Genomic DNA, 26,264 nt, shown 5'->3' on the forward strand with positions numbered 1-26,264 from the left:
GGCGATCGACCAGGCATCCGAGAGGACCGGAGCCTGAAACTCGAACTCGCCTGCTCCGTCATCTGCTTGAGACGACTACGCATCGCATTCTAAAACGATCAGTCAGGCGCCGGTCCGCCCGTCGACGAGCTCACGCACGATGTCGAGGTGGCCGTTGTGGCGGGACGTCTCCTCAATGAGGTGGAGGATCACCCACCGGAGGTCGACGTGGCGGCCGTCGCTGATGGGGCGCTTGGCCGTTGAGTTCAGGTCGTGGTCGGACACCAGGCGGCGGTAGCGGGCGCTCTGCTCCTCGTACTCGGCGAGAAGCTGGGGCAACGGGATGTCGACTGCTGTCCGCATCTCAGGGTCGGGATCATCGTCGGTCGCCTCGGTGAGCGGTCCCGCGAGTTCCTCGCCCAGAAACATCACTTGGAACCAGTAGTACTCGACCCACCGCAGATGGCTGATCAGCCCGCACAACGTCATCAGCGGTGAACTCGGGAGCGGGGCCTTGCGGGCGTCTTCGGCGGACACGCCCGCACACTTGCCTCGCGCGGTGTCACGGGCGTAGTCCAGGAAGGTGACCAGCTGCGCACGCTCGTCCCACGTAGGAGGCGTGTCGGTTCGTTGAGTCATCACGGGGAGTTTCCCGCAGCTCGGAACGGATGTCGACGCAATTGATCGGAAGCACCGTCAAGTGCCACAGCATCGTCGGTGCTCGGGGAGAGCCTGGCAAGATCCGCCGGACACCGCGATGGCAGCAGGAGGCACCTCAGGAAGGCTCGTCAAACGCGAGCCGACGGCACCTCGGCGCCGTCGAACCCGTGGATTGGCTGCAAGCCGGGCACTCCCCGGTGCCAGGCGGGGAGGCACGCCCTCCGCTACGCACACGGCGCCGCCCCGCCGCGCCTCGCACCGTAGCTGTTTCGCAATCTCCGTACCGTGGCGACCGCGTTCGTGTTGTGGGACCTTGCTAGCCGGAATCACCCAGGTGAGTGCCCAGGGCGTGGGTGCTCGCGCGAGCCCACACGCACGGGACCAGGGTCAGTGCTGCCCAAGTCCCTTCGAGAAGAGGACTTCTATGACCTCTGCGCCCACCAACGAGCGGACCACCGGCCGGGAGAACTGGCTGGCGCGCATGGCACTGCGGTTCACCGCCTTCACCGAGAAATGGCTGCCCGACGCGCTCGGATTCGTGCTCGTGGGGACCTTCGCGGTGTTCGCGCTCGGACTCGTCACCGGCGAGAAGCTGCTCGGCGCGCCGGACGATCCGACGGCGACCAGCGGATACGGCCTGGTGGACGCATGGGGGCAGGGCTTCTGGTCCCTGATCACGTTTACCCTGCAGATGGCGATGATCATCATCGGGGGGTACGCGGTGGCGGTCTCGCCCCCGGTCGGCCGGCTGATTGCGAGAATCGCGCGCATCCCCCGCACGCCCCGGGTGGCCATCGCCTTCACGGCGGCCGTCGCCATGGTCACCGCCTACTTGAACTGGGCGTTCAGCCTCGTCTTCACGGCGATCCTCGCCAAGGAGATCGCCCGCCGGCTCACGGGTGTCGACTACCGGGCGCTGGGCGCCATGGCGTTCCTGGGCCTGGGCACCGTGTGGGCGCAAGGTCTGTCCGGCTCGGCCGCATTGCAGGTGGCCAGCAGTGCCTCCAGCCCGCCCGCCGTACAGGCGGTCATCGCCGAGGGGCGCGGTGAGGGCAACGGTCTGATCCCGCTGACCGACACGATCTTCCTTTGGCAGGGCATCGCCGCCACCGCCATCGTCTTCGTCATCGCCGTAGTCACAGCTTGGTTCCTGTCGCCCTCTCCCGAACGCGCCAAGAGCGCCGAGCAGTTGGGCATCGAGCTCGGCCCGAGCGTCGGCGAGGAGCGCACCCCGGTGCGCCGCAGCCGCCCCGGCGAGTGGATCGAGCACAGCCCCGTCTTCGCGATCCTGCTGTTCGCGCTCGGTGCCTGGTACGTGGCCCGCTACTTCGCCCGCGCCGAGGGCAACGCCCTCAACGCCCTCGACCTGAACACCATCAACCTCATCCTCATCCTGCTGGCGCTGATCCTGCACTGGCGCCCGGTCCGCCTCGCCCAGGCGGTCAAGGAAGGATCTCCCGCAGCCTCCGGCGTCCTGCTCCAATTCCCGCTCTACGGCGGCATCTTCGGCATGATCGCCTTCACCGGCCTGAGCAAGACCATCGCCGGCTGGCTCGTGTCCGTGTCGAACGAGTTCCTCTACCCGGCCTTCATCGCCGTCTACAGCTGCGCCCTGGGCGTCTTCGTGCCCAGCGGCGGCAGCAAGTGGGTGATCGAGGCGCCGTACGTCATCGACGCGGGCAACCAACTCGGCGTGCACCAGGGCTGGCTGGTCGTCGTGTACGACCTCGGCGAGGCGAGCGCCAACCTCCTCCAGCCCTTCTGGATGCTGCCCACACTGACCATCCTCGGCCTCAAGGCCCGCGACATCATGGGCTACACCTTCGCGATGTTCCTGGTCTGCTTCCCGCTGGTCCTCGTCCTGGTCACGCTCTTCGCCCAGACCCTGACCTTCCCCTGACCAGACAAGCGAGCAGGGGATCACCACTCGTCCAAGTAGGCCTGCACGACGCCTGGAACGGCGGTCCCGCGTGGGCGGGGACTCAGGGTTCGATGACGAGGCGTTCGATGAGTCCGCCGTGAAGTGTGAACTGGTAGCGCAGATCGATGGTGCCGCCGGGGAAGTCGCCCTCGAGGTGGTGGGTGGCGATGTAGTGGGTCGCGTCGGTCTGCTGGGCGTCGGTGAGGTGGATGGTGTAGGTGAATTCGGTGGCGGATCGGTCGAGCCACTCCCCGATCGCCTCGGTGCCGTCGTAGGTGTTGCCGTCGTCGATCACCGTGGCTTTGCGGGTGAACGCCGTGATCGCGGTGGCGGTGTCGTGAGCACGGTGCGCGTTCAGGTAGCGGGTGATCACCTCGGGCAGGGTGTCCGGGATGCTGGTGCGGGGCTGGTTGTCGTGCATGACGCTCCTTGGGGGGTGGCGGGTTCAGACGGTGGGGGTGGTGCCGCCGTCGATGACGTGTTCGGCGCCGACGATGGCCGAGGCGCGGTCGGAGACGAGGAAGGCGACGAGCTCGGCGACTTCCTCGGGCCGGTTGGGACGCCCCAGCGGGATGCCGCCCAGGGAGTCCATGAGCCGGCCCAGGGCCGCTTCCTGGGTGATGTCCGCGTCGTGGGCGATCCGGGCGACGAGGTGGTCGGCGGCCGTGGTCTGCACGAAGCCGGGCGAGACGGTGTTGACGCGAATGCCGTGCGGGGCGACCTCGTTGGCGAGGCCCTTGCTGTAGGTGGTCAGGGCGGCCTTGGCGGCGGCGTAGGCCAGGGTGCCGTTCCACAGCGGCATGCGGCGCTGGATCGACGTGACGTGCACGATCGCACCCTTGGCGGTGGCGATCATGTGCGGGAGGAGTGCGCGGTCCAGACGGACGGCGGCCAGCAGGTTGGTGTTCAGTTCCCTGGCCCAGTCGTCCTCGCCGAGCGCCGCGAACCCTCCGGCCGGCGCCTCGGACCCGCCGAGGGTGTTGACCAGGATGTCGACGCCTCCCACACGGGCGTCCACCTCGGCGGCGACGTGGCCGGCACCCTGGGCGGTGGACAGGTCGGCGGAGATGAACGCCTTCTCCTCGACGTCGTCGGGGCGGCTGCGTGCGGTGACCAGTACGGTTGCGCCGGCCTGGGCGAGACGTCGGGCGATGGCGGCTCCGGTGCCCTTGGTGCCGCCGGTGACCAGAGCACGCCGGCCTTCGAGGGATTCGCTGATGGACGTGGCCACGGTGCGCTCCGATCCTGGGTGCGGGCGCAGAAGGCACACCACTCCCGCCGTTACTGCTAAAATAGAACCTACTAACTTCGACTTTAGCAGTAACTGAGGGGATGGTCGCCGTGGCAAGCAGGATCAGACTGGAGGACCGGGAGTGCCCGCTGTCCACGACGGTGGAACACGTCGGCGAGTGGTGGACGCTGCTGATCCTCCACGACGCCTTTGACGGCTACACGCGCTTCGACCAGTTCCAGGAGAGCCTGGGCATCTCCTCCAGCATGCTCACCACCCGGCTGAAGACCCTCGTCGCGGACGGCCTGCTGGAGCGCCGCCCCTACCAGACCAACCCCGTACGCCACGAGTACGTCCTCACCGAACTGGGGCGCTCCCTGCGACCGGTGATCGTCGCCCTGGCCGCCTGGGGCAACTCCCGTCTCTCACCGGCCGAACGCAGCATGATCCTCATCGACGCGCACAACGGCGAGGAAGTCGAACCCGTCGTCGTCGACGCCAGAACCGGCCGCCGGCTCGACGACAGCAACACCTACGTCTTCACCGCAGGCCCCGCAGCCAGCGACGCCATGCGCCACCGCTACACGACACGACCGGCAACCCCCGCACAGGCATAAAACTGCCCCGCCCAAGCGCCGAAACAAGCGCCGAACGACCTCGAGCAGGGCCAGGACGCACAGGCCCATCACGGACACCGCGTCGTACTCCGACGTCACCTTCGGCCTGTTCGCCATCTGCGGCTACCAGTTCTCGCCGAGGATCGCCGACATCTCCGACGTACGCCGGGGCACCGGCGGATGATCCGCGCCCTGCCCGACGTCACCGAGGCCGCCACCACCTGGCCCGGCAAGCTGGCCGACCTGCGGTTGGAGTGGGCGGCGGCGCAGCCGCGTTGGAGGCCACCGGAGCAGTCGGTACGGACCGTGGCGAAGACACCGAGGTGGCGCCGGGACGGCAGGTCGGCCCCGGCGCCGCCGTGCGGTGGCCGGTCAGAACCTCGGGTCGAGCTTGGAGCCCCACGCGTAGTCGTCGGAGGCGTCCAAGGTCACGTCGTCGAGGAGGTTGATCTGCGACCAGTCAGGGTTGTCGGGCTCCAGCGTCGTCGTATGGGAGTAGTAGCCCCAGACCGGGCGCAGACAGTCCGTCCAGGTGTAGTCGCCCTTGCCGAGGTAGACGTTCAGGCGCTCCCCCTGCCCCACCTGTTGGCTCCAGTCGTAGTAGCCGGACGCCAGGCTGATGCGGCGTTGGACGCAGGACTGCTGGCCACCGCTCGGGCGGGCCTCAAGGTACTGGACCTTGATGTTGTAGGCCGTTTCGGCCGCCGAGGCAGTGCCCGGCATGCCGAGGACGGCTACGCCGAGCACAGCTGTGACAGGGATGAGCCTTCGCAGAATTCGTGCCACGATCGCTTCCTTCCGATGGGTCAGACCGATGCGCTGGGGCAGCCGGACGCCGGGCAGTTCCTACGCCGCCGGAGCCCAGACGTTCTGGCATGCCCGGATCCGAACCCGCCGGCCGGTGCCCCGCCACACCGATTCCAGCGCCCGCCCAGTTGTTCAGAAACCAGCTCCCCCACCATGAACAACCTGCGCCACGCCGGATAGCGGAAGCCGGCGGGAGACCTCAGGTCCTCTCCCGGCGCCAGGCAGTCGAGCGGGGCTTCGGACGGCTGATGCGCCACCGCCGTCCCGCCCGCGTGGCCCACCATGGCCCGGGCCCGTTTCACACGCCTTTAACTCACGGGACACGAGAGGGAATCGGGAGCCACTGAGTATGTTTTTGGATCCAATCCAGTGCAGATTTAATCCATTTTCAGGATCGGTGCCCGAGGAGGCCCCATGCCGGACCGCACACCTGGATCGCCCACGACCGCCTCCACCTCGTCGGCGGCGTCGGCAATCGCCTCGCAGGACGTCTCGCGCCGGACCTTGCTCCGGGGCGCCGGCCTGCTTGGGGTCGGCGTGGGGTTCGGGCTGCCCGCCCTCCTCAGCGCCTGCGGCGCCGCCGCGGAGGATGCGGGCGGCAGCGGTGAGGGCGGGACGCTCACACTGGCCATCGACGCCACCAGCGCCGTCAACGACCCCGCCTTCTACACCTCTTTGGGCGACTGGATGGCCGTCGACTGCATTTGCCGCGGCCTGACGTTCATCTCCTTCGAGACCAACGAGCCCGCCCCGGACCTGGCGAAGAGCTGGACTGTTTCCGATGACAAGCTGACCTACACCTTCACCCTGCGCGAGGGCGTGAAGTTCCACGACGGCACCACGCTGACCTCCGCCGACGTGCTCGCCAGCCTCGGCCGCCAGTTCGACCCCGAGGACAAGACGCTGCCCAAGGGTGCCACCCGGCCGCTCGCGAGGCTGGGTGTCAACGTCGCCTCGCTCACCGCGCCCGACGACATGACCGTGAAGATGGTCCTGAAGCAACCCGACCGGACCGTCCTCGGCAAGCTCTCCGACATCGGCGGCCGGGTCATCTCCAAGGCCGCACTGGACAAGCACGGCGCGGACATCGGCAAGCACCTCGTGGGCACCGGCCCGTTCGCCTTCTCCTCCGCCACCTCCGGGCAGTCCGTCACGCTCACGGCGTTCGACGGCTTCCGGCTGGGCAAGCCGCCCATCGACCGGCTGGTGCTCCGCCAGGTCCAGGACCCCTCGGCCATCGTCAGCTCCCTGCTCAGCGGCGAGGTGTCCGCGACGCAGTTCGCCCCCTACTCGGCGGTCGCCCAGCTCCGCAAGGACAGCTCGGTGAAGGTGTACGACACCCCGCACAACGCCGACGCGATCATGATGATCGACGCCCGCCGGGTCCCCGAGCTGAAGGTACGCAAGGCCATCAACCTGGCCGTCAACCGCAAGGCGATCCTCCAGCAGGCGTTCTACGGCATCGGCGCCGAACCCGAGGGTTACGCCATCCCGCCCGCCCAGAGCGGCTACGACACCGCCCTGGCCGACCTCAGCGCCCAGGACGCCGCTCAGGCGAAGCGGCTCGTCGAGGAGGCCGGCGCGACGGGCCGCACCATACGGCTCATGGCGGCCAGCGACTCCTGGCACCCCAAAGCGGCCCAGATCATCGCCCAGAACCTCACCGACGTCGGCTTCAAGGTCGCCACCACCTCCGTGGACCCGGCGACCTACTTCAGCCGGCTCCTCGACGCGGACGACGACTATCACGACCTGATGATCTGGGAGCGCAACACCTACGTGCCCGACCCCGACGACATGGTCGGCGCGATGGCGAGCCCCAGCAGCATCTACGGCTCCAAGATCTCCGGCATGGACACCCTGGACGGCACCGCCTCCCTCGCCGACGACCTGTACACGGCGAAGAACCTCACCGACACGAAGAAGCGCACCGCCGCCTACACGAGGATCCAGCGCAGATGGGCCGAGGAGTACATGGTCCTGTCCATGCTGGCCTGCTTCAGCAACCTGGTCGTCAGCGGCTCGGACGTGAAGGGCATGAACACCGACGCGCTGGCCAACCACCGCTGCTACATGGAGAAGGCCAGTGTCTGACACCGGCGCCGCGGTGGACGCCGTACCGGTGGAGGCCGCGAAACCCGCCTCCGCGGCCTCATCCCCGCCGTCCGGCGAAGCCCACCGTCGGCTCCTCAGGGCGCTGCGCCGCCGCAAGGTGGCCCGGTCCTGGCCCGCGCTGCTGGCCTGGCTGCTGCTGGCCGGCCTGGTGCTGGCCGGTCTGCTCGGGCCGCTCCTCGTCCAGACCGACCCGCTCCGGCAGACCTCCTCGGCACTGCTGGCACCCGGATCGCCCGGACATCCCCTGGGCACCGACGACCTGGGGCGCGACGAGCTGGCCCGCCTGGTGCACGGCGCCCGGCCGTTGCTGCTGGTGTCCTTCGCGGCGACGGCACTGGCAGCGGGCATCGGCACACTGGTCGGGCTGGTCGCCGGGTACGCGGGCGGCGTCGTGGAGCAGGCGCTGATGCGGCTGGTCGACCTGGCGCTGGCATTCCCGTCCATCCTGCTGGTGATCCTGCTGGTGGCCGCGGCCGGACCGGGCACGGTCAGTCTGGTCCTCGGCATCGGCATCTCCCTCGCACCGGGACTCGCCCGGCTGGCCCGCACCCTCACCGCCCGAGAGGCCGCCAAGGACTACGTCGTCGCCTGCCGGCTCGGCAGCACGGGCACGCCGCGCATCCTCGTCCGCGAGGTCCTGCCCAACATCGGCGGTCCGCTGCTCGCCCAGGTCGTGATGACGCTGTCGGTCGCGGCCGGGTTCGCGGCGGGTCTGTCCTACCTCGGCCTGGGCATTCAGCCACCGCAAGCCGACTGGGGGTACATGGTGCAGGCCGGGCAGGAGTTCCTGTTCTCGGCTCCCCGGCTCGTGGTGCTGCCCGCCGCGCTCACGCTGCTGTTCGTCGTTGCGTGCAACTTCGTCGGCGACGACCTGCGTGACGCCCTCGACCCGAGGGGAACGGCATGAGCGCGGGCACCCTCGTACGGCCGCGTCTGCCACGGCTGCCCCGGCCCGCGTGGCTGTCGGGCGCCACCGGGGTCTTCCTGCGCCGGCTGGCCGTGATCCCCGTCGTGCTGTTCGCGCTGGCCTCCCTGGTCTTCGTGGCGATACGGCTGCTGCCGGGCTCCCCGGCGACCTCCCTCGCGGCGGGCGGCAACACCACCTCGGCCGAGCAGTTCGGCGCCAACGAGGAGCGGGTCACCAAGGCGCTCGGACTGGACCAGCCGCTGCTGACGCAGTACGGGCACTTCCTCGACGACCTCGTCCATCTGCGGCTGGGCACGTCCTTCTACGGCTCCAACAGCGTCCTCGGCCTGCTCGGTGACGCGCTGCCCGCGACCGTGGAGCTGACCCTCGTCGCCATGACGGTCGCCGTGCTCCTCGGGGTCATCACCGGGGTGGTCGCGGCGCTGCGCAGGGGCAGCTGGATCGACACCTCGACCCGGGCCGTGGCGACCGTCAGCTTCTCGCTGCCCTGGTTCGCCCTCGGGGTGCTGGCCATCGTCGTGTTCGGCGTGTGGCTGCGCTGGCTGCCGGTGCTGGGGCGGCTCCCCAGCACTCTCGACTACCAGTCCACCACCGGCTTCGTGCTGCTGGACGCCATCCTCCAGAACCGGCCCGAACTGGTCTGGCCGTGGATCCAGCACCTGATCCTGCCCGCGGTCACGCTCGCGCTGTCGATGGCCGGGTTCATCACCCGGATCGTGCGCGCCTCCGTCCTGGAGGTGCTCGGCGACGACTTCGTGCGCACCGCCCGGATGAAGGGCATCGGCGAGAGCGCAGTGGTACGCCGGCATGTCCTGCGCAACGCGTGGCTGCCCATCGTCACCGTCCTGGGGCTCCAGTTCGGGTCCCTGCTGGGCGGGTCGGTCGTCACCGAGACGGTCTTCTCGTATCCGGGCGTCGGACGCCTGCTCGTGCAGGGCGTGCTCCAGCGCGACTACCCGGTCGTACAGGGTGCGGCGCTTGCGATCGCCCTGCTGTTCACCCTCGTCAACCACGCGGTCGACCTGCTCTGCACGGTCCTCGACCCACGCCTACGCAAAGGATGATCCGAATGGACATCGTGCTCGTCCACGGTGCGGGCGGACGGCCCACCACGTGGTCGGCGGTACAGCCACTGCTCGCCGCGCGCGGCCACCGACTGTTCACGGTCACCAACCCCATGACCTCCCTGGCGGACGACATCGCCGAGACCTCGGCCGCACTGGCGGGAACGAGCGGCCCGGTCCTGCTCGTGGGCCACTCGTACGGCGGCGCCGTCATCACCGACGTTGGACGCGACGCGCGCGTCAAGGGGCTGGTCTACATCGCCGCGTTCGGGCCCGACGAGGGCGAGACGGTCAACGGGATCGTGGAGCGCTACGAGCCGGCGGAGATCTCCAAGTACATGCGGCGCGGTCCGAACGGCGACTGGAAGTCCGAGCCGAGCCCGGAGTTCTGGGCGGAGATCGGCCCGGATCTGTCGGCCGAGCAGCGGGCGGTGGTCGAGGCCGAGGGGCGGCGGGCCGAGAACCTCGTCTTCACCCAGGCCACCGGCGTTCCGGCCTGGCGGCAGCTCCCCAGTTGGTACCTGGTCGCCGACGACGACCGGACCCTGCGCCCGGAGATCCAGAACTTCATGGCGGAGCGGATGAAGGCGACCGTGGAGCATGTGCCGGGCAGCCACTACACCACCCTGGTGTGGCCGGAGCGGGTCGCCGATCTGATCCACCGGGCCGCGCTGGCCGTGGGCGGCGCGCTATGACCCCGCCGGAAGCGGTGCTCGAAGTCCGGGACCTGAGCGTGCAGTTCGACGTGCCGACGGGGCGGCTGCCCGCCGTGGACGGGGTGGACCTGACGCTGCGCAAAGGTGAGATCCTCGCGCTGGTCGGCGAGTCCGGGTCGGGCAAGTCGGCGCTCGCGATGAGCCTGGTGGGCCTCAACCGGGGACCCCGTACCCATATCAGCGGCTCGGCGTACTTCCGGGGCCGGGAGCTGGTGGGCGCATCCGAGCGCGAGCTGCGCAAGGTGCGCGGCAAGGACGTGACCGTCGTCTTCCAGGACGCGCTCGCCGCGCTCAACCCGCTGCACCGGGCCGGCGCGCAGGTCGCGGAGACGATCCGCGCCCACACCGACGTCCCGCGCACCATGGCCGCGAACCGTGCCGTCGAGCTGCTCGCGGAAGTCGGCATCGCGGGTCCCACCCGGGCCGCGCGCGCCTATCCGCACCAGCTCTCCGGCGGCATGCGCCAGCGCGTGATGATCGCGATGGGACTGGCCAACGACCCTGCCGTACTCATCGCCGACGAGCCGACCACCGCGCTCGACGTGACGATCCAGGCCCAGGTCCTGACGCTGTTGAAGCGAGTGCAGCGCGAGCACGGCACGTCCGTCCTGCTGATCACTCACGACCTGGGTGTGGTCGCCGAGGTCGCGGACCGGGTGGCGGTGATGTACGCGGGCCGGATCGTGGAACAGGGCACGCGCGACGAGGTGCTCTTCGATCCCCAACACCCGTACACGATGGGCCTGCTCGGCTCGGTGCCTCCACTGGACGGGCCGGTGCCCGAGCGGCTGCCGACGATCCCGGGCAGTCCGCCGAGTGGCGTCGAGCGGCCGTCCGGCTGCGGTTTCCGGCCCCGGTGCGCGTTCGCCCACGACGGCTGTCTGGAGCGCCCCGTGCTGCGGCGGCGGTACGGCGGTACGGACCACCTGGACGCCTGCGTGCTGTCGGAGAAGACCCGGCTGCGAGCCCGCGCGGCAGGAGCCGACGCATGAACGACGTACTGCTGAGCGCGCGCGGGCTGCGGGTCGAGTATCCGGGGCGGGCCGGCGGCCGGGTGCGGGCGCTGAGGGACATCGACCTCGACATCGCGCAGGGTGAGACGCTGGGCCTGGTCGGTGAGTCGGGCTGCGGCAAGTCGACGCTCGGGCGCGCGCTGCTGCGGGTCGTGGAGCCGTCAGCGGGCCGCATCGACTTCCTCGGCGCCGATCTGACGAGGTTGCGCGGCAGGCGGCTGAGGCAGACCAGGGCCGAGCTCCAGATGGTCTTCCAGGACCCCTTCGGCTCGCTCAACCCCCGTCGCCGGGTCGCCGACATCGTCGCCGAGCCGCTGCTGCGCGCCCGTGGCGCGAGCCGGGCCGAGGCGGACCGTGCCGTGGCGGGGCTGCTCGAACTGGTCGGGCTCGGAGCCGAGGCGGGCGGGCGCAAGCCGCACGAGTTCTCCGGCGGCCAGCGCCAGCGCATCGGCATCGCCCGCGCCCTGGCGTCCTCGCCACGGTTCGTGGTGGCGGACGAGGCGGTCTCCGCGCTGGACGTGTCGATCCAGGCGCAGGTGTTGAACCTGCTGTCGGACCTGGTGCGCGACCGGGGTCTGACGATGCTGTTCATCTCGCACGATCTCGGCGTCGTACGGCATATCGCCGACCGGGTCGCCGTGATGTACCTCGGGGAGATCATCGAGATCGCCTCCCGGGACGACTTCTTCATCGGTCCGGCGCACCCGTACAGCAGTGCCCTGCTGACCAGTGTGCCGGTACTGCGGCCCGGCCCGCCGCGCGAACGGCAGCCGCTGGAGGGCGAGTTGCCCGACCCGGCGAACCCGCCGCAGGGGTGTCTGTTCCGCACCCGCTGTCCGTTCGCCACCGACCTGTGCCGCACCACGCACCCGGAGCTGCGCGAGATCGCCCCGGGCCGGAGGGTGCGCTGCCATCTGCCTCTCGGACCCGCGAGTGAGGACCTGTCTTGATCATCGACGCCTACAACACCACGCAGGACGTGCGCGGTCGCTCCGACTACCTGACCGGGGCCCGCAAGGGCGAGGCACCGCCCCCGTACAAGCCGTTCGAGCCGCGCCGCATCCTCGACCGGATGGACGCGGCCGGGGTGGACATGGCGATGGTGTGCTCGCTCGCCCAGCGGATCGAGAACGACTTCATCGCCTCCCTGGTCGCCACTCACCCCGACCGGTTCTTCGGGTTCGGGCAGGTGCTGCCCCAGGCGGACGACGCCATCGAGGAGATCGACCGCATCGCCGACGCAGGCCTGGTGGGACTGAAGCTGCACCCGAGTCTGCACGGCTACCACGTGGCCGACCACGGACTGCTGGACCCGGTGTTCGAAGCCTGCGCGAGGCGCGGGCTGATGGTTCTCGTCAACGCGCTCGACGACGCGTTCTGCGCGCCGCTGGCCATCGAGGAGATCGCCCGCGACCACCCCGGCGTGCCGACGGTCATCGCGCACATGGGTGCCGTGTGGAACGTGCCCGAGGCGATCATCGTGGCCGAACGGCGGCCGCACATCTATCTGGAGACCTCCGCGACGCTGATGAGCGACGTGAAGCGGGCCTACGCGCGGCTCGGGCCCCGGCAGATCCTGATGGGCAGCGAGTGGCCGGGATCGGACTTCGACCTCGAGCGCATGAAGATCGCCAAAGCGGTCGAGGACGAGAAGGACCGCGCCCTGGTCGAGGGCGGCAACATGGCCCGGCTGCTGGGGCTGGACGTATGACCGCCCCGGTCGCCGTGCCGCCGGAGATGAGCGAAAGCGACGCCGAACTGCTGTCGGTGGCCCAGGCGTTGCTGGACCGGGTGTGGCGCCAGGACCGGCACGAGGTGGCCACCGCGCTGCGCTCCGCCGACGGCCGGATCCACACCGGCGTCCATGTGGAGGGCTCCTGCCGGCGCAGTTCGGTCTGTGCAGAGGGCGTCGCCCTGGGCACCGCGCGCGGGGCGCTCGCGGCCGGTGCGCCGCTGGAGGTGACGTCGGTGGTGTCCGTGCAGATCAAGCCCGCCGGGCAGTTCCGCATCATCGCTCCCTGCGGGGTGTGCCGTGAACTCATCAGCGACTACTGCCCGGATGCCGCCGTGTGGATCACCACCGTGGACGACGACCGGCCGGTTCCGGTACGCGCCCTGGATCTGCTGCCCGAGAAGAGCCGGCGCCGCTGGTGAACGCCCCCGGCCGTGCATACCCCATGAGGACAGGAGAGACATGTCGTCCGTCATCACCGGGCCCAACGGCCTGCGCGTCCCGACCGGGCTGGACGTGCCCGCGCTCGCGGAACAACTCGGTGGCACCGGTGCGCCGGTGCCGTGGGAAGAACTGACCTGGCCGGAGGCCGAGGCCACGGTCGCGGGACGGGACTCGGTCATCATCCCGGTGGGCGCCACCGAGCAGCACGGGCCGCATCTGCCGCTCGCCGTGGACACCCGGATCTGCGAGGCGGTCGCCCTGGGCGTCTCCGCGCTGACCGGAGTGCCGGTGCTGCCGCCGCTGAGCTTCGGGGTGTCCGCCTCGCACGGCGGCTTCGCGGGGACGGTGGCGCTGCGCCCCGAGACGCTGATCGCCGTCGTGGCGGATGTGATCGACTCCCTGTACGACAGCGGAGTACGGCAGTTCGTCCTGCTCAACGGCCACATCTGGAACAACGGCGCCCTCGATGTCTCCGCGGAGAAGCTGAGGGTCCGTCACCGGGACGCGCGGGTACGGGCGTTGGGCTACGTGACGATGTACCCGGGCCCGGAGGTCGACGGCCATGTCACCTACGGCCGTGCGCTGATGCACGCCAACTACTTCGAGACGTCGGTGATGCTCCATCTGGCGCCCGAGCTGGTGCGGATGGAGCGGGCCACCTCCCACGTCGATGTCGACTCGTTCTGGGACTACCGCATGGACCAGGTCAGCGAGACCGGGGTGTGGGGCAGGGACGTGACCGAGGCGAACGCCGGCCACGGGGAGGCGGAGTTCGACCGCTGTGTGCTCACCACCGCCCGCGCGGTCTCGGCGGCCGTGCGCGAGCCCTGGCCCAGCGCGGCGCACCGGCCGGGCGATCCCGCCTGACCCTGGCCCGGCGCGGTCCGTCGGCCCGGCCGTCCGGCCCGCCCCACTGCCGCCGCTCCCCCACCCGGGCGCAGCAAGACGCCGGCTGAGGCCGGGCGGCCGCACGAACGACAAGGAGAACACCTTGGACCCCAGCATCACCCTCCCTCACCTGCCGGAATACGAGCCCATGCTCATCGGCGGCGACTGGACCACGGGGGCATCGACGCGACGGATCCCGGTCCTCGACCCCGCCACCGGCCGTCAGCTGACCACGGTCGCCCAGGGCGACGAAGCGGAGGTGGACGCCGCGGTGTCCGCCGCGTCCGCCGCCCACCGTGACGGCCGCTGGCGGAACCTGCCGCCACGGCGGCGCCAGGACGTGCTGCTGCGGCTGGCCGACCTGGTGGAGCGGGACTCCGAGGCGCTGGCGGTCCTGGACACCCTGGACAACGGCAAGGCGATCGAACGGGCCCGCGGGGACGTGGAGTTGGGCCTCCAGGCCATCCGCCACTTCGCCGGCACACCCACCAGGATGAACGGCACGGTGCACCCGGCCGGTCCCGGCCGCCATGTGTACAGCGTGCGGGAGCCGGTCGGCGTGGTGGCCGCCGTGCTCCCCTGGAACTTCCCCTTCATGATCGCCGCCTGGAAGCTCGCCCCGGCCCTCGCGGCGGGCTGCACGGTGGTGGTCAAGCCCGCCGAGCAGACCCCGCTGACCGCGCTACGGCTGGTCGCTCTGTGTCTGGAGGCGGGTGTGCCGGAGGGTGTCGTCAACGCCCTGACGGGTGACGGACGCACCGGGGCGCAGCTGGTCGCGCATCCCGAAATCGCCAAGGTCTCCTTCACGGGATCCACCGAGGTGGGGCGGCTGATCATGGCCGCGGCGGCACCGTCCGTCAAACGGCTCACCCTGGAGCTGGGCGGCAAGTCCGCCAACATCGTGTTCGCCGACGCGGACCTGGACGCCGCCGTACCGGCCGCCGTACGGGCCGTGTTCGGCCACTCCGGACAGATGTGCACGGCCGGCAGCAGACTGCTGGTGCAGCGCTCGGTGGTCAAGGAGTTCCTCGACCGGATGCTGCCGGCCGTGGAAGCGCTGCGGATCGGCCCCGGTCTGTCGGGCGGCGTCAACATCGGTCCCCTCGTCTCCCAGGAGCAGTTCGACCGGGTCACCGGCTATGTGGAACTCGGCCGCGCCGAGGGCGCGCAGGTGGCCGTCGGCGGCGAACCCCTGCCCGGACCGGGGTGGTTCGTGCGGCCCACCGTGTTCACGGAGGTGGCCCCGGACATGCGGATCGCCCGCGAGGAGATCTTCGGCCCGGTCGCCGCCGTCCTGCCCTTCGACACCGAGGAGGAGGCGATCGCGCTGGCCAACGACAGCGACTACGGGCTCGCGGCCGGGGTGTGGACCACCGATCTGGCCCGCGCCCACCGCGCGGCCTCGGCGCTCGAGGCGGGCACCGTGTGGGTCAACACCTACAACGAGTTCGACCCCGCCGTGGCGTTCGGCGGGGTCAAGCAGTCCGGTCTCGGCAGGGATCTCGGCGACGCGGCGGTCGACGGGTTCACCGAGCTCAAGAGCATCACGATCGCACTGTGAGCGCCCCCGTGACGGCCACCTCACCGCCCCCCACCACCCTCGACGTCGCCGCCGAGCGCGCCCGCACCCCGGGCTGCGCCACCGGCCACCACTTCAACGCCGCCGGTGCCGCCCTCCTTGCTTCCGACACGGTCCAGGCGGTCATCGACCAGCTGCGTGCCGAGAGCCTGCATGGCGGTTACGAAGCGGCCAAGCTCGCCGCCGGTGACCTGGCGGGCGTCTACACGCGCACCGCGGCTCTGCTCGGCGTCGACGCGGACGAGGTCGCTCTGGTCGAGAGCGCCACCGCCGGCTGGCAGCGCATCGTCTCGTCGTTGCGGCTGCGGCCCGGGGACCGGGTGCTGGCCTCCCGCTCCAGCTATGTGAGCAGCGCCCTGCACCTGCTGGCCGCCGAGCGCGACACCGGCGTGCGGGTGGAGGTGCTGCCCAACGGTCCCGACGGGGCCACGGATCTGGAGTCCCTTCAGCGTGCGCTGCGCACCGGGCCGGCCGCCCTGGTGACCGCGGCGCACATGCCGACCTCCTCCGGCCTGGTCGAGCCGGCCGCCGGGATCGGCGCGCTGGCCGGAGCCCACGGGGTGCCGTTCCTGCTCGACGCCACGCAGTCCCTGGGCCAGCTGCCCGTCGACATGGATGCCCTGGGCTGCGATCTGCTGATCGGCACCGGACGCAAGTTCCTGCGCGCCCCACGCGGCACCGGTCTGCTGGCCGTGCGCCGTCCCCTGCTGGAGACACTCACGCCGCAGGCGCCGGACGTGCGAGGGGCCCGCTGGACCGCCGAACGAGCGTGGGAACTGGCCCCGGATGCCCGCCGGTTCGAGCTGTGGGAGGCCGCCCACGCCCTGCGCCTGGGACTGGGCTCGGCGCTCGCCGACCTCCATGCGCTCGGCCCCGGAGACGTCTTCACGCACCTGGCCGCTCTGGCGGCGACACTGCGTGAGCGCCTCGCCGAACTGCCCAAGGTGCGGGTCACGGACCCGCCGGCTGCGGGCGGCGCCATCGTCACCTTCGTGGTGGACGGACTCGACGCGAGCGAGGTCCAGCGGCAACTGGCGCTGCGCCGGGTGCACTTGATCGCCGTACCGGCCGACCACAGCCGCTGGGACATGGACCCGCGCGGTCTGGCGAAGGTGGTGCGGGCCTCGGTCCATGTCTACACCGACGAGGGCGACTTGGACGCACTGGTCGAGGCGGTTGCCGAGATCTCGGCCGGCGCACACCGTACGGAACCGACGACACCGCCGACTGCCGGATCCCCCGCGAACGCACCGAGCACCCGGCCCGCACGGCACCCTGCGGCCACCCGTCACGATGCGGTGGTCGTCGGCCTCGGTGTGCACGGCAGCGGGGCGCTGCGGCAGCTGGCCGAGCGCGGTCTCGACGTGCTGGGCCTGGAGCAGTTCGCGGTGGGCCACGACCTGGGTTCCTCGCACGGCGCCACCCGGATGATCCGCCGGGCCTATCCCCACCCCGACTGGGACGGCCTGGTCGACAGTGCCTACCGCGCCTGGGCCGAGCTGGCGGAGGCGGCAAGGACACGGCTGGTCGAGGTGACCGGCGGCCTCTACGCCGCGCCTCAGGACCGGCCCGATCCGCTGCGGGGCCCCGGCTGCCGTGCCGTGGACGCCGAGGAGGCGGCCCGGATCTTTCGCGGGCTACGCCTGCCCGAGGGGTTCACGGCGGTCCACGACCCCGCCGCCGGGATCATCGACGCCCACGAGGCCCTGCGCGCCCAACTCCGGCTCGCCGAGCGGGCCGGAGCCCGGATCGCCGATCGCACGCCGGTCACCGGCTGGCAGCCGGACGGTGACGGGGTCGTCGTCCGCACATCGGAGGGGGAGGTTCGCGCCCGCCGGCTGGTGCTGTGTGCCGGGCCCTGGACGTCGTACCAAGTGCCCGCGCTGTCAAAGCATCTGACGGTCACCCGGATCGTGAACGCCTACTTCGCCGCCGACCCACAGGGGCCGCTGGGGCGACGCGGCCTGGGGAGTTTCTCGGTCGATCTGCCGGAAGGGCTGCTGTACGGATTTCCGGCGGTTGACGGACGTGGTCTCAAGGCGGGCCTCGACACGGGTCCGGCATGGGACCCGGAAGCCGCCAGGCCCGCCGCCACCGAGGACGAACTCGCTTTGCTGGCAAGGGCGGTGGCGCGGGTGGTGCCGGGAGCTGGCCCCGTGACCGAGAGCCTGACCTGTCTCTACACGATGACCGCGGACCGGCGTTTCGTCGTCGGTGAGGTGCCCGGTGTGCCGCAGGCGCTGGTGGCTTCGGCGTGTTCGGGGCACGGCTTCAAGTTCGGCCCCGTGATCGGCGCGGCCCTGGCCGACCTCGTGTGCGAAGTGCCGCGTCCCGATCTGGACTTCCTCTCCCCGGCCCGGCTGATGCCCGGTGCGGTCCGATGACGGCGGCCACCGGGACACCCCCGTGCGCCTCAGCCGCGGAACACGGTCTGCGAGCGTCTCTCGTACCAGGCCGTCAGGTGTTCGCCGGAACTGATGATGTGCTCGCGCATCGCCGCCTGCGCACGGTCGGCGTCCCGGTCGGTCAACGCGGCCACGATGGCATCGTGCTGACGGATGTTCAGCTGCCGGTGCCGTTCGTCGTCGGCCAGTGCCAGCGAGGACACGTTGCGCGGGAAGCTCTCGTTGATCCGGTCGATCATGCGGCTGAGCCAGGGGTTGTCGGCGGCCAGGCAGACCACCGTGTGGAAGCAGTCGTTGGCCTCGGTCGTGGCGAGCGAGCCCCCGGTCCCGGTGGCGGCTCCCTCCGCCGCCGCACGCAGCACGTCGTTGTGGCGGCGGAGTTCGGCGAGCCGACTCTCGGTGATCCGTGCGGCGGCACGCCGGGCGGCCAGGGCTTCCAGCTCCGCGCGCACCTCGTACGCCTGGCGGACCTCCCACGGCGAGGGCACCCGGACCACCGCACCGCGGTGCGGCTGCATCTCGATCAGCCCGCCGTGCTGCAACTGACGCAGCGCCTCGCGGACGGGGGTGCGGCTGACGCCGTATTCGGCGGCCAACGCCGCCTGCCGCAGCGGTTTCCCGATCGGAAGCTCCCCGTTCATGATCCGCGTGCGGATACGGGCAGCGATGTCGTCGACGAGGGCGCCTTCGTCGGTCTGGGGCGTCATCGGAGTGGGTCTCACCCTTCTCGGGGGCTGACGGGGGCCGCGCGGTGGTGGAGCAGTCTGCCACGCCGTGGCCCTCGGCCATCCAGCGATATTGGATCCACTTACAGAGTAACCGCATCCAATAGGAGCGTGTCATGAATCTCGACGTCACCAAGGCGATCGACGTCTCCGTGCCCATCCACCCCGGCATGCTGCACTGGGGCCGCCGGCCCGAGATGGAGGTCGTCGAATCGCGCACGGCGGGCGACCCGTCCAATGTCAGCCGCTGGCGCATCGGCGCCCATACCGGGACCCATATCGACGCCCCGGCCCACTTCGTCGACGGCGGCAGGACGGTCGACCAACTCGATCTGTCCGCCCTCAACGGAACCGCCCGCGTGCTCGACCTCACCCACGTCAAGGAGCAGATCAGCGCCGCCGACCTGGACGCGGCCGGGCTCGGGACCGAGGAGCGGGTGCTGCTGCGCACCAGCAACTCGCAAGGTGTGCTGCGCAGTCCGTGGAAGGCCCGGCAGTGGGTCGGTCTGGCCCCGGACGGGGCGGAGCGGCTGATCGAGGCCGGGGTGCGCACGGCCGGCATCGACTACCTGAGCATCGAAGCGGTCGCCTACACCACACACTGGGAGACACACCAGCTGCTGTGCGGGGCGGACGTGCTGATCCTCGAAGTGGTCGATCTGCTGCACACCCCGGCCGGCGTCTACGACATGCTGTCGCTGCCCGTGCCGCTCCAGGGCGCCGAAGCGGCTCCCTCACGCACCCTGTTGCTGCCGAGGGACGAGGCGTGAGCCCCGTAGCCGGCCTGATCCTGGCGGCGCCGCACCCGGCGGCGCTCGACGCGGCCGAGCGGGCGGCCCGGCGCGGTGGCAACGCCGTCGACGCGGCACTTGCCGCGGCCGCCGCCCTGACCGTGGTCTACCCCCACCAGTGCTCCCTGGGCGGCGATCTGATCGCCCTGGTGCACACGCCCGACGGCACGGTGCGGGCCGTGCTCTCGGTGGGTGCGGCGGCACGGGACATCGACGTCGAGGCGCTGCGCGCGGCGGACCCGCGCATGCCCGCGCAGGGCCCGCAGACCGTGACCGTGCCCGGGGTGGTCGCGGGTTGGGCGGCGCTCGCGGAGGCCTACGGCACGCGGGGCGCGCTGCGGGAGGCCATGCGGGACGCCGTCGCGCTCGCCCGGGAGGGGGCGACCGCGTCCGCGGGGCTGGCCCGCGCCGTCCGCGAGCACGCCGGGCGGATCGCGGCCGACCCGGGTCTGTCCGCGCTGCTGACCGGGCCCGACGGCCGCCTGCTGGACGAGGGCGACCCACTCCCGCAGCCGCGACTGGCGAGGGTGCTCGACGAACTCGCCGACGACCCCTCGTCGTTCTACCGGGGCGCTGTCGCCGAGACGCTGGCCGCCGGGCTGCGCCGCCTCGGCAGTCCGCTCACCGCGGCCGACCTGGGCGCGCACCGGGCGGAGTTCGCCGAGCCGGTGCGCGTCGAGGCCGCAGGTGTCCGCTGGTGGGCCGCTCCCCCGCCCAGCCAGGGCGCCGTCCTGCCCGCGCTGCTGACGGCGGCGGCCGACTCGGCGGGCCTGCCCGAACCGGAGCGCACCCGGCTGCTCGCCGCCCGCTGCCAGGACGCCTCGGCCGCCCGGGACCTGCTGCTCGGCGATCCGCGCGGGCAGCACCTGGACCTGGACGGGCTGCTGGACCCGGCGCCACTGGCGGGCGCGGCCGCGCCGAAGCCGCTCTTCCGCCCTTCCGGGGACACCGTGGCCGTGACGGCCGTCGACTCCTCGGGACTAGCCGTGTCGCTGATCCAGAGCGTCTACCAGACCTTCGGCTCCGGACTGTGCGACCCGGACACCGGGATCGTCCTGCACAACCGCGGCTCGGCGTTCAGTCTCGTGCCCGGCCATCCCGGCGCGCTGCGCCCGGGCGCGCGCCCGCCGCACACGCTGTGCCCGGTGGTCGGACGATCCGACACGCTGCTGCTGGCGGCGGGCTGCCAGGGCGGCCGGGCCCAGCCGCAGATCCTCGCCCAGACCCTGCCCCGGCTCGCGGACCCCGACGCCGATCCCGCGGCCGTGCTGGCGGGCCCGCGCTGGGTGATCGGCGCCCGTGACATCGGCTTCGAGGAGCAGACTCTGCTCGCCGAGCCGGCGTCCCTGCCCACGGCAACGGACCGGCCGCTCCTGGGACTTCCGGTCGTCGTCACGGCCGGGCCCACCGATCTGGCGGGCCACACCCAGGTGGCGCGTCTGGCCCGGGACGGCCGACTGGACGGCGCCTCCGACCCGCGCGCCGACGGCGGCACCGTACGCCACGCCCCGGATCCGGCACCGCGCGGCGGGCGCCGCCGTACGGGCCTCTTCGGGAGCGACCCGGCCGCCATCCGGCACGACCGCGCCGACCACGCACCCGCTCTCACCCGCACCACCCCGGAAGGACAGCAGCCATGAGCACCCTCGCCCCCCGGCCCGCCACCGACGTGGCGCCGCACCCTCTGGATCCGCTGACGGCCGCTGAACTCGCCCTCGCCGTCAAGGTGTTGAAGGCCGATCCTCGGGTCACCGAAGACGCCCGGTTCTGGGGGGTGGCCCTCGACGAGCACCACGCGCGCACGGCCGGGCCCGGTGACGCGCGGCGGGCGCGCGCCGTGGCGATCTGCCCCTCGGCGCACCTCGCCTACGAGGTCGACCTCGAACTCGGGGAGAAGCCGCAGGCCACGGCCTGGCGCGAGCTGGACGTGCGCAGCCCGGGCTGCACGTCGGAGGAAGCCCGGCAGGCCGCCGCCGCCTGCCGGGCCGATCCGCGGTTCAGGGAGGCGCTCGCGCTGCGCGGCATCCACGACGTGTCGCTGGTGATGGTCGACCCGGAGTCGATCGGCGGTTTCGAACCGCCCGAGTACACGGGCCGCCGACTGACCTGGGGCAGCGTGTGGCACCGCGAATCCCCGGACGACAACGGCTACGCCCGGCCCGTACAGGGGGTCGTGCCGCTCATCGACATGGAGTCGATGGAGGTGCTGTACGTCGAGGACCACGGGATCGTGCCGCTGTCGCAGGAATCCGGGGTGTTCGCCGCGGGTGGCGTGCCCGAGCGGTCGGGCCTGAAGCCCTTGGAGGTGGTCCAGCCCGAGGGGCCGAGCTTCACCGTCACCGGACAGCGCGTCGACTGGCAGGGCTGGTCGGTGCGGGTCGGCTTCACCCACCGCGAGGGCCTGGTGCTGCACGACCTGACGTTCGACGCGGCCGGCAAGGGCCCGCGCCGAGTGATCCGCCGCGCCTCGGTCAACGAGATGTACGTGCCGTACTTCGACACGGCCTCCACGCAGTACCGCAAGAACTTCTTCGACTGGGGCGAGTACGGCGCCGGCCCGCTCACCAACTCCCTTGCCCTGGGCTGCGACTGCCTGGGTGTCATCCACTACTTCGACGCGGCCGTCCTCGGCGGCGACGGCGTGCCCCGGGTGATCCCCAACGCGATCTGCATGCACGAGGAGGACGACGGGATCCTCTGGAAGCACCACGACGGCCGCACCGGCCGCACCGAGGTGCGCCGCTCCCGCCGGCTGATCATCTCGGCGTTCGCGACGGTCGCGAACTACGACTACGGCTTCTACTGGTCCCTGTACCAGGACGGCTCGGTCATGCTGGAGATCAAGATGACGGGCATCCTCTCCGCCACGGGTGTCACGGAGGACGAGGAGACGCCGTACGCCCGGCGGGTGGCCCCCAAAGTGGCGGTCACCAACCACCAGCACTTCTTCGCCGTACGGCTGGACATGGCGGTGGACGGGACGGCGAACCGGCTGGTCGAGGTCACCGCCGAGCACGAGCCCGACCCGGCCCTCGACCCGTACGGCAACGCGGCGCGGACCGTCGTAAGGCCGATCCTCAACGAGTCCGAGGGCGGGCGGTCCACGGACCCCTCCCGGGCCCTGCACTGGCGGGTGGAGAGCACCGAGGCCCGCAACCGGATGGGCGAGCCGACCGCGTACCGGGTGCATGTGGAGAACACGGCGGTGCTGCCGGTGCGTCCCGACAGCGTGTGCGCGCGGCGGGCGCCCTTCGTCGCGAAGCAGCTGTGGGCGACGGAGTACGACCCGGCGCGGCGGTTCGTCGCGGGCGAGTACCCGAACCAGGCGGAGCCCGGCGCGGACGGCGTGCACCGCTGGCAGGAGGAGGACCGCTCGCTGGACGGCACGGAGCTGGTGCTGTGGGCGACGGTCGGCTCGCACCACTTCCCGCGCCCCGAGGAGTGGCCGGTGATGCCGGTGGCCCGGGCCCGGCTGCGGCTGGAGCCGGACGGCTTCTTCGACCGCAACCCCGCGCTGGACGTGCCCGCTCCGGTCACGTGCCACGCGTCGGCTCCCGAGGCGGAGGCGGACGACGGCCACTGCTGCGGATGACGCACCCACGGCACATGGGGAAACGTGTACCGGACGTGCCCTCCTCCTGCGAGGAGAGCGATTGCGGCAGCTGTGAGACGCCGGTACTGGCCGGGCCGCCTCGCCGGTCCTCGAACCCGACCTCTGACACTGCCTCTTGCCGACCGTCCCTCACCAAGGAGCATCATGACCCGGCGCGGTGTACTGCGTGTGCTGCCGCTTCTGCTCGGCTGGGAGGACCTGCCCAAGTCGGTGTCGGTGCACGGTGCTCCTCCTGGAGAACGCGTGCGGGAACCCGTGCCGGGCGTCCTGCTGGAGTGCGAGGACGGGTGGCTGCTGCTGGACACCGGGTTCAACACGGCCCTGCTGCGGGACCCCGCCCTGCGGCGGCGCTTCTACCCGTCCCCCTCCTATCAGCCGGAACTGCCCGGTCCTGGTGAGCCTCTGGAGGAGGCGCTCGCCAAGGTCGGCGTCACCCTGCACGACGTCTCGGCGGTCGCCATCAGCCATCTGCACGCCGACCACGCCGGCGGGCTGAAGCACTTCGCCGGCCGGGTTCCCGTGCACATTCAGCAGGCCGAGCTGGAGTACGGGCTGTCGGGACGGCCCGAGGTGGAGCGCAACACGATCTTCCGGGTGGACTTCGACGATCCGCGCATCGACTGGCGGCTCGCGGACGGCGACCGGGAGATCGCGCCGGGCGTCACGGCCGTACTGACCGCCGGACACACTCCGGGCCACCAGAGCTTCGTGGTGGACCTCGCCGCGGGAGGCGGTTTCGTGTTCGCCTGCGACGCGGCCGACCTCACGGAGAACATCGCCGACGAACGGCCGGTCGGCACGTCGATCGGAGTGCCCCCGGAGACAACAGTGGGACCCATCCGGCGCCTCAAGCGTCTCGCGGAGGAGAAGGGGTATGAGTTGGTCCCCGGCCACGACCCGGTCGTCTGGCCGGAGTTGATCCGGCGGCCGGCGGGACCGCGACGAGCTCAGTGATGACACTCTTCGTGACTACGTGACAAGGGCCCACGGGCTCAGTTCTGGCAGCCGCAGCAGGTGTCGGCCGGCTCGGTCACCTTGGTGGGGGTATCGGCGGCCATCGGCTTGGTGGCGCGGACGATTGCGGATTGCATCCCGTCGGCTACGGAATGGGTCGGGACGATCTCAACGTCGGTGAAGCCTGCGGCTTCCAGGCCCTCCCGGTACTCGGCGAAGGACAGCGCGCCGGCGATGCAGCCGACGTAGTCGCCGCGCTCTGCGCGCTGCCCGGTGGTGAGGGTGTCGTCGGCGACGACGTCGGAGACACCGATCCGGCCGCCGGGCTTGAGGACGCGGAAGGTCTCGGCGAACACGGCGGGCTTGTCCGTGGAGAGGTTGATCACGCAGTTGGAGATCACCACGTCGATGGTGTTCGCGGGCAGCGGGACGGCTTCGATGGTGCCCTTGAGGAATTCCACGTTGGTCGCGCCCGCCTTCGTCGCGTTGGCCAGGGCCAGGGCGAGCATCTCGTCGGTCATGTCCAGCCCGTACGCCTTGCCGGTCGACCCGACGCGGCGGGCCGACAGGAGGACGTCGATGCCGCCGCCGGAGCCGAGGTCAAGAACGCGTTCGCCCTCGCGCAGCTCGGCGACGGCGGTGGGGTTGCCGCAGCCGAGTGAAGCGGCGACGGCCTCGGCGGGCAGCGCGTGACGATCGTCGACGGTGTACAGGGTGGAGCCGAAGTTCTCGTCGATCTCGACCGGCTCGGGCCCGCAACAGGCGGTGCCGCCCTCAGTGACCTTCACGGCCGCCGCCGCGTACCGCTGGCGGACGGTCTCGCGCAGGTCGGTGGTCTGCTCGCTCATGTCTCTCTCCCAGGTGATGGGCCACAGCTCGGCCCCGGATCGGCCTGTATTGAAGTTCATTGATACAAGCTTGCGTCTTGAATCGAAAAACGTCAACATAGAGGCATGTCGAAACAAGAGCTTGAGGTGATCGGCCAGGACGCCGCCTGCTGCCCCGGCCTGTCCGCCGCACCGCTCGACGAGGACCAGGCAGCCGACCTTGCGAAGGTCTTCAAGGCACTGGGCGACCCGGTCCGGCTGCGCCTGATGTCGATGATCGCCTCGCGCGGAGAGGGCGGCGAGGTGTGCGTGTGCGAGCTGACCCCTGCCTTCGACCTGTCCCAGCCGACGATCTCGCACCACCTCAAGCTGCTGCGGCAGGCCGGGCTCATCGACTGCGAGCGGCGCGGGACCTGGGTCTACTACTGGGTGCTGCCCGGCGTCCTGGACAAGCTCGCCGCCTTCCTGACCACCACGCAACCCGCCGGCGTCACCGCGTGACCGCGCCGCTCGGCCGCCGCGTCGCCGCCGAGGCGATCGGCACCGCGCTGCTGGTGGCGGTGGTAGTGGGCTCCGGTATCCAGGCCACCGAGCTGTCGCACGACGTCGGCGTGCAACTCCTCGCCAACTCCCTCGCCACGGTCTTCGGACTCGGCGTCCTCATTCTGCTGCTGGGGCCGGTGTCCGGCGCACACTTCAACCCGGCCGTCAGCCTGGCCGCTTGGTTCACCGGCCGCCGCCATCCCGACGGCTTCCCCCTGCGAGTCGTCGCCGCTTATGTGCCCGCCCAGATCGCGGGCGCGGTCGGCGGAGCGATCCTGGCCGACGCGATGTTCGCCGAGCCGCTGGTGAAGTTCTCCACCCACGACCGGTCCGGCGGGCACCTGTGGCTGGGCGAGATCGTCGCCACGGCCGGACTGATCCTGCTGATCTTCGGCCTCCCCCGAATCGGCCGCGCCGCACTCGCCCCGGCGGCGGTGGCCTCCTACATCGGGGCCGCCTACTGGTTCACCTCCTCCACTTCTTTCGCGAACCCCGCGGTGACCATCGGCCGGGCCTTTACCGACACCTTCGCCGGCATCGCGCCCTCCTCCGTGGCCCCGTTCATCGCCGCCCAACTGGTCGGCGCCGCGCTCGGGCTCGGCATCGTGGCCGCGGTCTACGCCCCGAACGCCGCCCCGGCACGCCGCGAGATCGGCGCCCCGAGCAGCGAACCCGAACCCGAACCCGCCTCCTCCTGACCACACCCCCGAGA

The 26,264-nt window shown here is 71.2% G+C and carries 25 protein-coding genes and 1 pseudogene; 20 read left to right on the plus strand and 6 right to left on the minus strand.

All coding sequences use genetic code 11. The annotated features are described in order from the left end of the window. Positions 1 to 102: 102 nt before the first annotated feature. Positions 103 to 618, minus strand: a complete 516-nt coding sequence (locus KCH87_RS01575) for a DinB family protein (RefSeq protein WP_210583428.1) — start codon at positions 616 to 618, stop codon at positions 103 to 105. Between the two features lie 445 nt (positions 619 to 1,063). Here KCH87_RS01575 and KCH87_RS01580 point away from each other — a divergent pair, with 445 nt between their 5' ends. Next, complete coding sequence (locus tag KCH87_RS01580; protein ID WP_210583430.1) at positions 1,064 to 2,539, plus strand: short-chain fatty acid transporter; 1,476 nt, start codon at positions 1,064 to 1,066, stop codon at positions 2,537 to 2,539. Positions 2,540 to 2,621: 82 nt separating this feature from the next. Here the strand turns inward: KCH87_RS01580 and KCH87_RS01585 are convergent, their stop codons facing one another. Together KCH87_RS01585 and KCH87_RS01590 are read right to left on the minus strand one after the other, a co-directional pair. Beyond that, positions 2,622 to 2,981: a nuclear transport factor 2 family protein gene (locus tag KCH87_RS01585; protein WP_210583432.1), complete on the minus strand. Its 360-nt coding sequence runs from the start codon at positions 2,979 to 2,981 to the stop codon at positions 2,622 to 2,624. 24 nt (positions 2,982 to 3,005) lie between these two features. Then, complete coding sequence (locus tag KCH87_RS01590; protein ID WP_210583434.1) at positions 3,006 to 3,791, minus strand: SDR family oxidoreductase; 786 nt, start codon at positions 3,789 to 3,791, stop codon at positions 3,006 to 3,008. A 101-nt stretch (positions 3,792 to 3,892) separates the two neighbouring features. Here KCH87_RS01590 and KCH87_RS01595 point away from each other — a divergent pair, with 101 nt between their 5' ends. Beyond that, positions 3,893 to 4,408 carry a helix-turn-helix domain-containing protein gene (locus KCH87_RS01595; protein WP_210583436.1) on the plus strand — a complete coding sequence of 172 codons (516 nt, stop codon included), beginning with the start codon at positions 3,893 to 3,895 and terminating at the stop codon, positions 4,406 to 4,408. Positions 4,409 to 4,463: 55 nt separating this feature from the next. After that, a pseudogene (locus tag KCH87_RS50670) lies at positions 4,464 to 4,592 on the plus strand (Tn3 family transposase); the annotation flags it as partial. Positions 4,593 to 4,780: 188 nt separating this feature from the next. Here the strand turns inward: KCH87_RS50670 and KCH87_RS01605 are convergent. Beyond that, positions 4,781 to 5,194, minus strand: a complete 414-nt coding sequence (locus KCH87_RS01605) for a hypothetical protein (RefSeq protein WP_210583438.1) — start codon at positions 5,192 to 5,194, stop codon at positions 4,781 to 4,783. Positions 5,195 to 5,629: 435 nt separating this feature from the next. On the opposite strand from KCH87_RS01605, the gene KCH87_RS01610 reads away from it, so the two are divergent. The 11 genes from KCH87_RS01610 to solA all read left to right on the plus strand — a co-directional run bounded on the left by KCH87_RS01610 (position 5,630) and on the right by solA (position 18,078). After that, positions 5,630 to 7,309 carry an ABC transporter substrate-binding protein gene (locus tag KCH87_RS01610; protein WP_210583439.1) on the plus strand — a complete coding sequence of 560 codons (1,680 nt, stop codon included), beginning with the start codon at positions 5,630 to 5,632 and terminating at the stop codon, positions 7,307 to 7,309. After that, positions 7,302 to 8,237 (plus strand): ABC transporter permease, encoded by a 936-nt coding sequence (locus KCH87_RS01615; RefSeq protein ID WP_308298721.1) that lies wholly within the window; start codon positions 7,302 to 7,304, stop codon positions 8,235 to 8,237. Before KCH87_RS01610 ends, KCH87_RS01615 begins: the two co-directional genes overlap by 8 nt. After that, a complete protein-coding gene (locus KCH87_RS01620) occupies positions 8,234 to 9,322 on the plus strand; it encodes an ABC transporter permease (protein ID WP_210583442.1) in 1,089 nt (362 codons plus the stop codon). Before KCH87_RS01615 ends, KCH87_RS01620 begins: the two co-directional genes overlap by 4 nt. Positions 9,323 to 9,327: 5 nt before the next feature. Beyond that, positions 9,328 to 10,017 (plus strand): alpha/beta hydrolase, encoded by a 690-nt coding sequence (locus KCH87_RS01625; RefSeq protein ID WP_210583445.1) that lies wholly within the window; start codon positions 9,328 to 9,330, stop codon positions 10,015 to 10,017. After that, on the plus strand, positions 10,014 to 11,030 hold the full coding sequence (locus KCH87_RS01630; protein WP_210583447.1) for an ABC transporter ATP-binding protein: 1,017 nt from the start codon (positions 10,014 to 10,016) through the stop codon (positions 11,028 to 11,030). The genes KCH87_RS01625 and KCH87_RS01630 overlap by 4 nt, the downstream gene beginning before the upstream one ends. Beyond that, positions 11,027 to 12,001 carry an ABC transporter ATP-binding protein gene (locus KCH87_RS01635; RefSeq protein ID WP_210583448.1) on the plus strand — a complete coding sequence of 325 codons (975 nt, stop codon included), beginning with the start codon at positions 11,027 to 11,029 and terminating at the stop codon, positions 11,999 to 12,001. The genes KCH87_RS01630 and KCH87_RS01635 overlap by 4 nt, the downstream gene beginning before the upstream one ends. After that, positions 11,998 to 12,762, plus strand: coding sequence for an amidohydrolase family protein (locus KCH87_RS01640; RefSeq protein ID WP_210583449.1), 765 nt, complete (start codon positions 11,998 to 12,000; stop codon positions 12,760 to 12,762). The genes KCH87_RS01635 and KCH87_RS01640 overlap by 4 nt, the downstream gene beginning before the upstream one ends. After that, entirely contained in the window at positions 12,759 to 13,205 is a 447-nt protein-coding gene (locus KCH87_RS01645; RefSeq protein ID WP_210583450.1) for a cytidine deaminase, read from the plus strand. Before KCH87_RS01640 ends, KCH87_RS01645 begins: the two co-directional genes overlap by 4 nt. A 40-nt stretch (positions 13,206 to 13,245) precedes the next feature. Beyond that, the gene (locus KCH87_RS01650; RefSeq protein WP_210583451.1) at positions 13,246 to 14,094 is read left to right on the plus strand and encodes a creatininase family protein; all 849 of its coding nucleotides are present in this window, start codon (positions 13,246 to 13,248) and stop codon (positions 14,092 to 14,094) included. 124 nt (positions 14,095 to 14,218) lie between these two features. Continuing rightward, positions 14,219 to 15,676, plus strand: coding sequence for an aldehyde dehydrogenase (locus KCH87_RS01655; protein ID WP_247195543.1), 1,458 nt, complete (start codon positions 14,219 to 14,221; stop codon positions 15,674 to 15,676). After that, positions 15,673 to 18,078 carry an N-methyl-L-tryptophan oxidase gene (solA, locus tag KCH87_RS50375; RefSeq protein WP_210583452.1) on the plus strand — a complete coding sequence of 802 codons (2,406 nt, stop codon included), beginning with the start codon at positions 15,673 to 15,675 and terminating at the stop codon, positions 18,076 to 18,078. The genes KCH87_RS01655 and solA overlap by 4 nt, the downstream gene beginning before the upstream one ends. 29 nt (positions 18,079 to 18,107) lie before the next feature. Here the strand turns inward: solA and KCH87_RS01665 are convergent, their stop codons facing one another. Then, positions 18,108 to 18,806 carry a GntR family transcriptional regulator gene (locus KCH87_RS01665; RefSeq protein WP_210583453.1) on the minus strand — a complete coding sequence of 233 codons (699 nt, stop codon included), beginning with the start codon at positions 18,804 to 18,806 and terminating at the stop codon, positions 18,108 to 18,110. 134 nt (positions 18,807 to 18,940) lie between these two features. Here KCH87_RS01665 and KCH87_RS01670 point away from each other — a divergent pair, with 134 nt between their 5' ends. The 4 genes from KCH87_RS01670 (at position 18,941) to KCH87_RS01685 (ending at position 24,182) form a co-directional block, all read left to right on the plus strand. After that, complete coding sequence (locus KCH87_RS01670) at positions 18,941 to 19,594, plus strand: cyclase family protein (protein WP_210583455.1); 654 nt, start codon at positions 18,941 to 18,943, stop codon at positions 19,592 to 19,594. Beyond that, the gene (locus KCH87_RS01675) at positions 19,591 to 21,255 is read left to right on the plus strand and encodes a gamma-glutamyltransferase (RefSeq protein ID WP_308298722.1); all 1,665 of its coding nucleotides are present in this window, start codon (positions 19,591 to 19,593) and stop codon (positions 21,253 to 21,255) included. Before KCH87_RS01670 ends, KCH87_RS01675 begins: the two co-directional genes overlap by 4 nt. Beyond that, positions 21,252 to 23,207 (plus strand): primary-amine oxidase, encoded by a 1,956-nt coding sequence (locus tag KCH87_RS01680; RefSeq protein ID WP_210583457.1) that lies wholly within the window; start codon positions 21,252 to 21,254, stop codon positions 23,205 to 23,207. The genes KCH87_RS01675 and KCH87_RS01680 overlap by 4 nt, the downstream gene beginning before the upstream one ends. A gap of 165 nt (positions 23,208 to 23,372) precedes the next feature. Further along, a complete protein-coding gene (locus KCH87_RS01685; RefSeq protein WP_210583459.1) occupies positions 23,373 to 24,182 on the plus strand; it encodes an N-acyl homoserine lactonase family protein in 810 nt (269 codons plus the stop codon). A gap of 38 nt (positions 24,183 to 24,220) precedes the next feature. Here KCH87_RS01685 and arsM read toward each other — a convergent pair whose 3' ends face one another. Then, positions 24,221 to 25,030 carry an arsenite methyltransferase gene (gene arsM / locus KCH87_RS01690; RefSeq protein ID WP_210583461.1) on the minus strand — a complete coding sequence of 270 codons (810 nt, stop codon included), beginning with the start codon at positions 25,028 to 25,030 and terminating at the stop codon, positions 24,221 to 24,223. A gap of 105 nt (positions 25,031 to 25,135) precedes the next feature. On the opposite strand from arsM, the gene KCH87_RS01695 reads away from it, so the two are divergent. Then, positions 25,136 to 25,510, plus strand: a complete 375-nt coding sequence (locus tag KCH87_RS01695; protein ID WP_210583463.1) for a helix-turn-helix transcriptional regulator — start codon at positions 25,136 to 25,138, stop codon at positions 25,508 to 25,510. Further along, positions 25,507 to 26,250 (plus strand): MIP/aquaporin family protein, encoded by a 744-nt coding sequence (locus KCH87_RS01700; RefSeq protein WP_210583465.1) that lies wholly within the window; start codon positions 25,507 to 25,509, stop codon positions 26,248 to 26,250. The genes KCH87_RS01695 and KCH87_RS01700 overlap by 4 nt, the downstream gene beginning before the upstream one ends. Positions 26,251 to 26,264 lie beyond the last annotated feature (14 nt).

This window comes from Streptomyces sp. GESEQ-35 (genome assembly GCF_017948485.1).
Lineage (GTDB): Bacteria > Actinomycetota > Actinomycetes > Streptomycetales > Streptomycetaceae > Streptomyces.

What these genes read in the sequence shown, in the direction of transcription:
- KCH87_RS01575 (WP_210583428.1), bottom strand. Translation starts at nt 618, where the DNA reads ATGACTCAACGAACCGACACGCCTCCTACGTGGGACGAGCGTGCGCAG.
- KCH87_RS01580 (WP_210583430.1), top strand. Translation starts at nt 1,064, where the DNA reads ATGACCTCTGCGCCCACCAACGAGCGGACCACCGGCCGGGAGAACTGG.
- KCH87_RS01585 (WP_210583432.1), bottom strand. Translation starts at nt 2,981, where the DNA reads ATGCACGACAACCAGCCCCGCACCAGCATCCCGGACACCCTGCCCGAG.
- KCH87_RS01595 (WP_210583436.1), top strand. Translation starts at nt 3,893, where the DNA reads ATGGTCGCCGTGGCAAGCAGGATCAGACTGGAGGACCGGGAGTGCCCG.
- KCH87_RS01610 (WP_210583439.1), top strand. Translation starts at nt 5,630, where the DNA reads ATGCCGGACCGCACACCTGGATCGCCCACGACCGCCTCCACCTCGTCG.
- KCH87_RS01620 (WP_210583442.1), top strand. Translation starts at nt 8,234, where the DNA reads ATGAGCGCGGGCACCCTCGTACGGCCGCGTCTGCCACGGCTGCCCCGG.
- KCH87_RS01625 (WP_210583445.1), top strand. Translation starts at nt 9,328, where the DNA reads ATGGACATCGTGCTCGTCCACGGTGCGGGCGGACGGCCCACCACGTGG.
- KCH87_RS01630 (WP_210583447.1), top strand. Translation starts at nt 10,014, where the DNA reads ATGACCCCGCCGGAAGCGGTGCTCGAAGTCCGGGACCTGAGCGTGCAG.
- KCH87_RS01635 (WP_210583448.1), top strand. Translation starts at nt 11,027, where the DNA reads ATGAACGACGTACTGCTGAGCGCGCGCGGGCTGCGGGTCGAGTATCCG.
- KCH87_RS01645 (WP_210583450.1), top strand. Translation starts at nt 12,759, where the DNA reads ATGACCGCCCCGGTCGCCGTGCCGCCGGAGATGAGCGAAAGCGACGCC.
- KCH87_RS01650 (WP_210583451.1), top strand. Translation starts at nt 13,246, where the DNA reads ATGTCGTCCGTCATCACCGGGCCCAACGGCCTGCGCGTCCCGACCGGG.
- KCH87_RS01665 (WP_210583453.1), bottom strand. Translation starts at nt 18,806, where the DNA reads ATGACGCCCCAGACCGACGAAGGCGCCCTCGTCGACGACATCGCTGCC.
- KCH87_RS01670 (WP_210583455.1), top strand. Translation starts at nt 18,941, where the DNA reads ATGAATCTCGACGTCACCAAGGCGATCGACGTCTCCGTGCCCATCCAC.
- KCH87_RS01680 (WP_210583457.1), top strand. Translation starts at nt 21,252, where the DNA reads ATGAGCACCCTCGCCCCCCGGCCCGCCACCGACGTGGCGCCGCACCCT.
- KCH87_RS01685 (WP_210583459.1), top strand. Translation starts at nt 23,373, where the DNA reads ATGACCCGGCGCGGTGTACTGCGTGTGCTGCCGCTTCTGCTCGGCTGG.
- arsM (WP_210583461.1), bottom strand. Translation starts at nt 25,030, where the DNA reads ATGAGCGAGCAGACCACCGACCTGCGCGAGACCGTCCGCCAGCGGTAC.
- KCH87_RS01695 (WP_210583463.1), top strand. Translation starts at nt 25,136, where the DNA reads ATGTCGAAACAAGAGCTTGAGGTGATCGGCCAGGACGCCGCCTGCTGC.